11 protein-coding genes and 1 pseudogene are annotated in these 9,044 nt (G+C 74.1%); 5 read left to right on the plus strand and 7 right to left on the minus strand.

What is annotated here, in order from left to right:
- From H0487_RS19940 to H0487_RS19950, 3 genes are all read left to right on the plus strand, one after another.
- Positions 1-447: precorrin-6A/cobalt-precorrin-6A reductase (locus H0487_RS19940; protein ID WP_183095980.1), on the plus strand; the 447-nt coding region annotated here is incomplete at its 5' end.
- 54 nt (positions 448-501) lie between these two features.
- Entirely contained in the window at positions 502-1,065 is a 564-nt protein-coding gene (locus H0487_RS19945) for a hypothetical protein (protein WP_183095981.1), read from the plus strand.
- A complete protein-coding gene (locus H0487_RS19950; protein WP_183095982.1) occupies positions 1,065-1,325 on the plus strand; it encodes a helix-turn-helix domain-containing protein in 261 nt (86 codons plus the stop codon). Before H0487_RS19945 ends, H0487_RS19950 begins: the two co-directional genes overlap by 1 nt.
- Here H0487_RS19950 and H0487_RS19955 read toward each other — a convergent pair.
- On the minus strand, positions 1,295-4,021 hold the full coding sequence (locus tag H0487_RS19955) for an alpha/beta hydrolase (RefSeq protein ID WP_183095983.1): 2,727 nt from the start codon (positions 4,019-4,021) through the stop codon (positions 1,295-1,297). The genes H0487_RS19950 and H0487_RS19955 overlap by 31 nt on opposite strands.
- A 184-nt stretch (positions 4,022-4,205) precedes the next feature.
- Here H0487_RS19955 and H0487_RS19960 point away from each other — a divergent pair, with 184 nt between their 5' ends.
- Positions 4,206-4,694 (plus strand): hypothetical protein, encoded by a 489-nt coding sequence (locus H0487_RS19960; protein WP_183095984.1) that lies wholly within the window; start codon positions 4,206-4,208, stop codon positions 4,692-4,694.
- A gap of 18 nt (positions 4,695-4,712) precedes the next feature.
- On the opposite strand, the gene H0487_RS19965 is transcribed toward H0487_RS19960, so the two are convergent.
- Positions 4,713-5,186 carry a hypothetical protein gene (locus H0487_RS19965; RefSeq protein ID WP_183095985.1) on the minus strand — a complete coding sequence of 158 codons (474 nt, stop codon included), beginning with the start codon at positions 5,184-5,186 and terminating at the stop codon, positions 4,713-4,715.
- A gap of 56 nt (positions 5,187-5,242) precedes the next feature.
- On the opposite strand from H0487_RS19965, the gene H0487_RS19970 reads away from it, so the two are divergent.
- Positions 5,243-5,617 (plus strand): hypothetical protein, encoded by a 375-nt coding sequence (locus H0487_RS19970; RefSeq protein ID WP_183095986.1) that lies wholly within the window; start codon positions 5,243-5,245, stop codon positions 5,615-5,617.
- On the opposite strand, the gene H0487_RS19975 is transcribed toward H0487_RS19970, so the two are convergent.
- The 5 genes and pseudogenes from H0487_RS19975 to H0487_RS22965 form a co-directional block, all read right to left on the minus strand.
- Positions 5,604-6,593, minus strand: coding sequence for a cobalamin biosynthesis protein (locus H0487_RS19975; RefSeq protein WP_183095987.1), 990 nt, complete (start codon positions 6,591-6,593; stop codon positions 5,604-5,606). The genes H0487_RS19970 and H0487_RS19975 overlap by 14 nt on opposite strands.
- Positions 6,590-7,405: a CbtA family protein gene (locus tag H0487_RS19980; protein ID WP_183095988.1), complete on the minus strand. Its 816-nt coding sequence runs from the start codon at positions 7,403-7,405 to the stop codon at positions 6,590-6,592. Before H0487_RS19980 ends, H0487_RS19975 begins: the two co-directional genes overlap by 4 nt.
- 12 nt (positions 7,406-7,417) lie before the next feature.
- Positions 7,418-7,636 carry a CbtB domain-containing protein gene (locus H0487_RS19985; RefSeq protein ID WP_183095989.1) on the minus strand — a complete coding sequence of 73 codons (219 nt, stop codon included), beginning with the start codon at positions 7,634-7,636 and terminating at the stop codon, positions 7,418-7,420.
- A gap of 206 nt (positions 7,637-7,842) precedes the next feature.
- Positions 7,843-8,853 (minus strand): Rv2231c family histidinol phosphate aminotransferase CobC, encoded by a 1,011-nt coding sequence (gene cobC / locus H0487_RS19990; RefSeq protein WP_312856031.1) that lies wholly within the window; start codon positions 8,851-8,853, stop codon positions 7,843-7,845.
- Positions 8,846-9,044: pseudogene (locus H0487_RS22965) on the minus strand (cobyrinate a,c-diamide synthase); the annotation flags it as partial. The gene cobC and the pseudogene H0487_RS22965, both read right to left, overlap by 8 nt.

Here is a 9,044-nt window from a genome sequence, read left to right on the forward strand (position 1 = left end):
CGCCCGGGCTGGGCGGACCGGTCGCTGCCGTCGTGGACCTGGGTGGACGATCACGAGGCGGCGGCCGACGCCGCGGCTGCCCTGGGCGAGCGCCCGTTCCTCACGGTCGGTCGCCAGGAGCTCGGCCGCTTCGTACCGGCCCTGGGGCACACGGCGGCGCTGGCACGGGTCGTGGACCGGCCGGAGTTCGACCTGCCGCCGGCCTGGACGCTGCTGGGCTCGCGCGGGCCCTACCGGCTCGACGGCGAGCTGGCCCTGATGCGCGACCACCGGGTCGACGTGCTCGTCACCAAGGACTCCGGCGGGAACCACACCTGGCCCAAGATGGAGGCCGCCGCCGAGCTCGGCCTCCCGGTCGTCGTGGTGCGGCGGTCCGCGACCGCACCCGGTGTCGAGGCGGTCGTCGACGTGGCGTCGGCGGTGGGCTGGGTCGCGCGGCAGACCTGACGCCCGGCAGCATATCGAGGGTCGTTGCTATCGAAGATCGATATGCTGTCGAGCATGTTCCGGCTCCGCACGACCCCGCCCTCGTTCCTCCTCGCCCGCGTCTTCCTCGCGCTCGCCGGGTTCTCCGGCGTCCTCGCGGCGGTCGGGGCGCTGGTCCGCGCAGCGACTGACGACCGTCTCGAGCGGGAGATCCGCAGCCGGCCGCGCACGCCGATGATCGACGACCCGTCGACGTGGATCGCGCTGCTCGACGCCGCCCCGGCAGTGCTCCTGGGCGTCGTGATGATGGTCGTGTCGTGGTTGCTGCTCGTGGTCGTCGTCGACATCCAGCGCGGGGTGCCGTTCGACGGCCGGGCCGTGCGCCGGCTCCGGGTCTCCTCCGCGCTCATCAGCGTCGGGATCTTCGCCCACGCCCTCATCTCGGCCTGGGCGGACGTCGAGGTCCTGGAACGCGTCCCACGCCCGCGCCACGGCGGCAACCAGGACTTCTCGTACTACTTCCTCGGCGAGGTCCTGTACGCCGCTCCGTGGCTGCTCGTCGCGGCGTTCCTCGCGGTGTTCGCCCACGCGTTCACGGTCGGTCGGAGCCTGGCCGACGACCAGGAAGGCCTGGTCTGATGCCGGCCGACGACCACCGGGTCGTCACCCGCCTCGGCGACCTGCTCGAGGAGCGCGGGATGACCCTGGCCGCCCTGGCCGAGACAACCGGGGTGACCGTGGTCAACCTGAGCATCCTCAAGAACAACCGGGCCAAGGCGGTCCGGTTCTCGACCCTGACGGCGATCTGCGACGCGTTGGGGTGCACGCCGGGTGACCTGCTCGACGTAGTGGGCCGCGAGGAGGGCGGTCAGTCGCTGTCGAGCACCCGGATCCGGTAGCGCTGGACCTCACCGTCGACCTCGAGCCGGACACCGAGGAACTCCGCGCCCTCGGTGCGGCCGTCGCGGCGGGTGGGGATGGTGAGCGTCAGCCGGTCGCGGCGGACCGGCAGCTCGCCGAAGACCCCGGTGTAGGTCTTCCACAGCGGCCGGCTCGGGTCGGACGCGTCGCCGTGGTCGGCCAGCCAGTCGGCCGGGACGTCGACGCCCCGGAGATTGGCGCCGCGGGTCCGGACGGCCACCCCGAAGGCGTAGCTCGACACGCTGGTGGCCCCGTCGCGGGTGATCCGGAAGGTGATCGGCTCACCCTCCCGGACCGTGCGCGTGACCTCGACCGCGAGGGTCGGTGCCGGGTCGTCCTCGATGACGTCCAGCTGGCCCAGGTAGTCGTCGGTGGCGACGCCGGTCAGCGGCCACAGCGCGACCAGGGTCTGCTGGTCGTACCCGTAGACGTCGTCGGCCTCGTACTCCACCGGGATGTAGCCGGACTTCTGGCCGGGCGCGAGGTCGATCGTCAGGCGCTGGAGCTGACCGCGGTCCTGGCCGGCCGTGAACGCCTGGAAGCGGGCCGCGCGGGTCAGGTTCCCGACGACCGTGAAGGGGATCTTCGCCAGCTGCGTACCGCCGGCGCCCTCGGCGACCTCGACGCTCCGCACCCGCACCTGCGGGAGCCGCTGCGCCTGCGGCGCCGGCGGAGCCTCCGGCGCGGCCGAGACGTCGGCGATCCAGACCCGGCCCCGCGGGCTGCCTGCGACGAGCTCGACCGCGGTGATGTCGGTGAGGTCGACGCCGGACGCGCCGGTCGCGTCGACCGCGACCGTGGACGCCCAGAGCTTGGTGCCGTAGTCGATGAGCGGCAGCCGCTGCGGCTCGGTGCCCGGCAGCGGGTCGAGCACGGCCGAGCCGCCGCTCGAGTCGGAGATGCGGACCTGCACGTCCGGGGCGTCGTACGCCGCGTCCACGAGGGTGCGCAGCTCGAGCCGCTCGGTGCTCAGGTCGAGCGGACGGGTGAAGCGGAGGCCGCCGACCGCGCCCGCCGAGGTCCACGAGAGCTCGAGGAACTTGCGGCTCGGCGCCTGCTCGCCGTCGCTCACCCAGTGCGGGACGCCGTACGGGCTGTTGCGGCCGCAGTTGGCGAACGAGCTGCTCCAGGTCACGACCCCGCTGCACAGGCGCAGGTCGACGTCGCCACTCCCGATGGTCGGGCGGGCCTCGATACCGGGCCGTCGGATCGAGCGGCCGCCGCCGATCGCGTGGCTGAGGACCTCGGCGTCGCCGATCGAGTCGACCGTGACGGGGGAGCCGTCGAACAACGGCGCGTAGTCGCCCTCACCGGCGAAGAGGTGGACGGCACCGGCGATGTAGGCCGTGCCGACCGCACGCTGCTCGGCGGGCCGGAGCCGGTCGGGGTGCCGCCGCCCGCACGTCGCGTCCCGGTCGCCGCCCCAGTCGTCCCAGGAGGGCGCGACCGCGGTCGCCGGGGTCCACTCGGTGTTGAAGAAGTTGTGGTTGGCGCCCATCACCATCACCGAGCTCTTCAGCGAGGTGTCGCCGGGGGCGAGGTCGCGGGCGACGTCGGTGAACCGCTGGCCCTGCAGGTCGAAGACGTCGCCGTCGCAGTAGGGGAGCACCGTGACCGTCGGGACGTACGGCGCGGTGTGCCAGGCGAAGTCGGTCGGCGCGAGCAGCACCTGGCCGGCGATCCGGTACGGCGCGCTCGCGGGGATCTGGATGGACGCCCGGTCGACGCCCTCGCCGCCGCGGCTGTGGCCGACGAGGACGACCCGGTCGAGGTTGAGCTGGTGCGCGGCGGCGAGCCCGACCCAGCGGTCGAGGTGCTCGCGCACGATCGCCGCCCGCGCGTCGGCACCGCCGTCGGGGAGCCGCCAGTCCTGGGCGTTGATGCCGTTGACGCGGATCGAGACCGTCGCGTAGCCCTGCGACGCGAGCACCCGCTGCACGTAGTCGTAGCCGAGGTGGCTCGGGATCTCCTCCAGCGGGGCCTCGCAGGGCCACCGGCCGTTGCCGTCGTCCGAGCCGGTCGGGTCGTAGCAGACCGAGTGCCGGCCGTGGAGGAACAGGACGAGCGGGCGCGGGCCGGTGCTCTCGCCGGGAGCGGGCTCCACGACGTGGCCGATCATCTCGATCGGGCGGCGCATGCCGGGCAGCTTGACCGGGGTCTCGTCGTAGTCGCTGGTGACGGTCGCGTAGGGCCCGGGTGTGCCGGGGTCGGCCGCGTCGAGCTCGGTGAGCACGCGCGAGGGGAGGGTGCCGTCGCCGGACACCGCGACGTCGCTGCCGGCCTCGTCGAGCCGGTCGCCCGACAGGACGACGTCGAGGTCGTCGGTGACCGGCTTGGTCGCGGAGGTCACGACGGCGGTGACGGTCCGGCCGTCGGAGCCGACGGTGGGCGCGCTGAACGAGAGGCCGTCACCGGTGATCGTCGGGCGGTCCGAGGTGAGTGGGAGGTCCTTCGGGGAGGTCCAGGAGACCTGGTAGCTGCCGTTGCCGAGGTCGACCACCCGCCAGTCGTCGCGGTCGCCGGGACCAGCGGTCGCCGCAGCGCGGCTCGGCGCGTTCGCGGCGGCCCGGGCCGGCGAGCTCGCGGGCAGGCTGACGGTCAGGGCCGTCGCGGCGCAGACGGTGAGGGCGAGCAGGGAGCGGGCGCGGCGCACGCGGGCGCGAGAGGGCTGCACACCTGCATGACGTCTGAGCATGTCCGATGGTTGCCCCTGAGGGTGATCTTTGTGAAGGGCGGGGATCAGGCGCCAGACCGGCGTGTCCTTCAACCAGTTCACGCAGAGGGGTGGATTGATTCGACGCGGTGCCGGAAACTCTTCCCGCGGCTGCCCGTGGTGGCGGGCACGAGAAGGAGAGCCGATGACCGACAGCACGCCCGACCCGCACGTCCTGGAGCCGGGGCACGCGCCGACGCCGTTCACGGGGGCCCAGATCCGTGACGCGACCGTGGCCGGCAAGACGCTGTGGCGGCGGGTCGACGAGGAGGGCGCGGCGCCGTACGTGCGGGTCAGCCGGTTCCTCGACTGCGACCGGGACGGAGCGCTCTTCGAACGCTCGATGCTGACCCTCGACGGGCAGCCGCTCGGGGAGCCGCAGGTGGGACGGGTCGAGTGGGTCGACCTGCAGCGGCACGCCTCGTTCCCGGCGGCCGACACCACGATCGAGGACGAGGTGATCTCGACCGCGCTCGGTGACCTCGACTGCTGGCGCTACTCGGTCGGTCGCGGCGCCGAGGTCCACCTGTTCTGGTTCGCGAAGTCCCTCCCCGGGATGCCGGTGCAGCAGGAGGTCCGCGATGACGGTCGGGTGACCGCGACCGTGACCGCGCTCGCCGGCCCGCCTGGCTGATCCGCCCGGCTGATCCGTCTAGCTGATCCGCACCTGCACCGGCCGGACCCCGTCGGCGACGAGGCGGGCGCGGCCGAGGTCGGCGTCCTCGGGGACCACGAACGTCCAGCTCGCCCGACCGTCGTCGTCGGCGTCGACGTTGCCGAGGGGCCAGGCGCGCCCGCCCTGGACCAGCTCGAGGTGGATGTCCTCCTGGGGCTCGACCGGCTCCGGATCGTCGCAGCGCCCGCCGCAGCCGACGCTGCAGCTGCCGGTGTCGTTGCACCCGTCCACGAAGGGGCTGCCCTCGACGGTGACGCTGGTGCCGCGCTCGAGCGTCAGGTGCTCGACGTCGATCAGGCTGGGACCGACGCACGACGCGACCGCCGTCGGCTGTGGGTAGTAGGGCGCGACCGCGCCACCGGTGAGGACAGCACCGAGGACCAGCGTGGCGAGCCGCATGAGGGTCGGACGGCGGAGCGGTCGGGTCGGTTCCCGCCCGCTTCCCGCCACCGAGGTTGAGTAGCCGTGCTCATGCCGGGGGAGAGCGGGGCCGCGATGCTGGTGCCATGAGCACCGAGACCTCCCTCCCGACCAGCCGTACCCCCGACCCGACCGTCCGGGCGACGAAGGGCGTCCTCCTGGGAGCGGCGCTCCTCGGCGTGCCCCAGCTGCTGTTCGCGGTGGCGATGCTGGTGGGGACCTGGGTCGAGCTCGACCGGATGACCCCGCAGCAGCACGACGACTCCTTGGCCGGCCTCGGCTACGTCTTCGGCATCGCCTTCGCGATCCCCCCGGTCGTCGCGTCGTTCCTCGGCATCGGTTCGTGGCCATTGCGACACCGGACCGTCGGCCTGGTGCTCGCGATCCTCGCCTGCTGCGTCGTCGCGATCCCCGCGCTCTTCTACGCCAACAGCCTGCTCGGCCTGCTCAGCGGCCGGTGAGAAGGGGCCCGGTGGGCGAGGGTGACCCGGAGGTCACTCGCCCCCACCCGACCGTGCTGGAGGCCGTGAGCACGGCCGCGGCGAGGCCGACGCGGCGGGCGAGCCCTCGAGCGCGGGCGAGGTCAGCTCCGACGGGGGCGCGGCCGTCGCCGAGGACGGCTCGGTGCTCGACCCACTGGTCGTCGCCGGTGCCGTAGGTGTTGGTGCCGCCGAGGCGGATGCCGAGGGCGCCGGCGAAGGCGGCCTCGACGGGGCCGGCGTTGGGACTCGGGTGGCCGGCGGCGTCGCGGCTCCAGGTCCGGACGGCCGCGGCGCGGTCCGGGCCGAGCAGGACGGCGAGCGCGGCTGTCAGCCGGGAGCCGGGCAGGTTGAGGAGGTCGTCGAGGCGCGCGGCGGCCCAGCCGAAGCGCCCGTGGCGGGCGGAGCGGTGGCCCACCATCGCGTCGAGCGTGTTGGCGGCGCGGTAGCCGACCAGCCCGGGGACCCCGGCGACGGCGCCCCAGACGAGCGGCGCGACGACCGCGTCGGAGGTGTTCTCGGCGAGCGACTCGACCGCGGCGCGCACGACCTCCGACTCCGAGAGCCGGGAGGTGTCGCGACCGACCAGGTGGGTCAGCTGGCCCCGCGCGTCGTCCAGGCGACCGTCCTCGAGCTGGCGATGGATGGCGCGGCCCTCGCGGTCCAGCGACGTACCGCCCAACACGGCCCAGGTGGCGACCGCGGTCATCAGGGTCCGGGCGAGCGGGCGCCCGACGGTCGCGCGCTCGGCCACCACGCCGACCAGCGCGGTACCGCCGACCAGGACGACGACGTACGCCGCGCCGGTCGGCCGGTCGTCGCGCCACACCCGGCGCTCCAGGGCGCCCGCGACACGACCGAAGCCCGCGACCGGGTGTCCCCGGCGCGGGTCGGGGGGCCAGCGGTCCGCGGCGTAGCCGAGCAGCAGTCCCGCTGCTCGGCCACCCGCAGGACTCACAGGCTCGCGGCCAGTGCCCGCCGCTCGGCGTCGGCCGTCGCGGCGTCGTGCAGCCGACCGACCAGGATGGTCAGCACGACGGCGATCGTCGCCCACAGCGACGCGAGGGTCAGGACCGACGCGCGACGGAACGACCACAGCGTGTCGGCGGGGAAGGAGCCGAGCGACTCCGGGCCCGGCAGCAGCAGGCCGGCGACCGACACCACGGCGACGTAGCCGGCTGCGGCGACGAGTGTCGCCGTCACACCGTCGAACCGCGTGAGCAGCCGCCGCCCGATCACGACCGCCGCGATGGCGGCGAGGACGGAGACGAGCAGCAGCGCGAAGTACTCGACGGTCCGGCCGTTGATCGTGTCCGGGTCACCGACGGCCGGGGGAGTCGCGGGGTACTTCAGGAACGGCACCAGCGCGACGGCCACGAAGCCGGCACCGGCCACGAGCAGGGTGGCGCCGCGGGCGGAGAGCCGCCCGAGCCGCCCGACCACGGCAGCGCTGGCGAGCGCCACCAGGCCGCCGAGCGCCGTACCGACGGCGGCGGTCCCGGTGAGGAGCCCCCAGCTCTTCTGGCGCTCGCGGGAGATCTCGACCATGCCCGGCTCGGCGGCCGCTGCTTCCTCCGCGGCGACCTCCTCGTGGGTCAGGTGGGCGGCAGCCGCCTCCTCGAGCGCGATGGCGTCGTCGACGTGCGGCTCACCGAAGGCGAACGCGACCGCGAAGGCGATCAGGCCGGCGAGGAGACCGGCGAGGAGGCCGCGCACCAGGAAGGCGGCCGGCGTGAGGGCAGGCTTGCGCCCCGGGACCTGCGAGTCCATGTCGGCGCCTGCTCAGTGGCAGGGGTAGCCGAGCAGGTGGCGGGCGTCGTGGACCCACTCGTGCACGGCGTTGCCCGCGGGGAGCGAGATCGCACCCTGGTCGGCGCTGACGAAGAAGATCGCGAGCATCGCGAGCAGGCCGTAGAAGACGACCCAGGTGCCGAGCTGGAGCAGCGGCACGGCCGGGAGCTCGACAGCGGGAACGAGGGGAGCAGCAGACGACTGCGACATGATTCCTCCTCAGGGATTCTGCGTCCCTGTCGTTGGGGTTGGAGTGTGCGGACCTTCGGGTCTGACTCGTCCACCCACCACGACATCTGGAGGGGAGGCATCTCAGTAGCGCGACTGTTCCGGGTTCTCACCGGCTTCCTCGTGCCCGCAGCCCGCAGCCTAGGGCATGGCCCACACGTCGCGGAACGCGCCGCCGGTGCTGGTCTTCACCCCAGCACCCTGAGGACGTCGACCAGGAGCTGGGTCGTGGCCGGCGGCCGGACGGCGATGCGCACCCACGAGCCGTCGAGCCCTGGGAAGGTGTCGGCCCGTCGGACGGCGATCCCGGCTCGGCGCAGGCCGCGGTGCACACCCTCGCCGACCTGGGCGAGCACGAACGACGCCGCGGACGGGCGGTAGGGGACCCCGATCTCGTCGAGGCCTGCCTCCAGCACCTTGCGCCAGTCGCCGATCTCCTCGGCGCGGCGCCGTCCCTCCTCGACGCCCTCCGGCGAGAGGCACGCGGTGACGGCCGCGGCTGCCGGGGTCGAGACCGACCACGGCACCTGCCCGTGCGCGAGGTCGGCGACCAGGTCGGGGTCGCCCACCAGGTAGCCGGCGCGGATCCCCGGGATGCTCCAGTGCTTCGTCAGGGAGCGGAGGACGACCAGCCCGGCGCTACGGTCGCCGGTCAGCGAGGCGGGCTCGCCGGGCAGGCAGTCCATGAACGCCTCGTCGACGACGACCACCCGGCCCGGCCGCAGCAGCGCCCGGATCTCTGCGGGCGGGTGCACGACCCCGGTCGGGTTCGTGGGGTTGCCGAGGACCACGAGGTCGGCGTCGTCGGGGACCAGGGCCGGGTCGAGCAGGAAGGGCGCCGGCAGCACGACCGGCGTGACCTCGTGGCCGGCCTGCTCGAGAGCCGCGTGCGGCTCGGTGAACTGCGGGTGCACGACGACCGGCCGCCGCCACGGCCGCAGCCGGGCGACCAGCGTGAACGCCTCGGCCGCGCCGGCGGTCACCAGCGCCTCGTCCTCCGGCCGCCGGTGGTGGGTGGCGACGGCGGTGCGGGCACGCTCGCTGGTGGGATAGGCGCCGACCTCGTCGAGGGAGGCTCGCAGGGCGGCGTCGAGCCACGGCGGCCGCGGACCGTCGTACACGTTGACGGCGAGGTCGAGCAGGTCGCCGACCTCCACGTCGCCGTGGTGGCGGAGCGGGTCGGGCAGTGCGTCAGCCACGGGCGTGCACCGCCTCGGCGAACCGCTGGGCGAGCTGGGGGTGGCCGGCCCAGTGGGTGTGCAGGTACGACGCGTGCAGCGTCGGCGTCGCGAAGCCGACCTGCTCGCCGTCGATCACCCAGGCGGCCGCGGGGCTGCTTGTTCCGGCCGTCGGCGTGACGGCGGTGCGGTGGAACTCGTGCCCGGTGACC

This window comes from Nocardioides stalactiti (assembly GCF_014180715.1).
Taxonomy (GTDB): Bacteria; Actinomycetota; Actinomycetes; order Propionibacteriales; family Nocardioidaceae; genus Nocardioides; species Nocardioides stalactiti.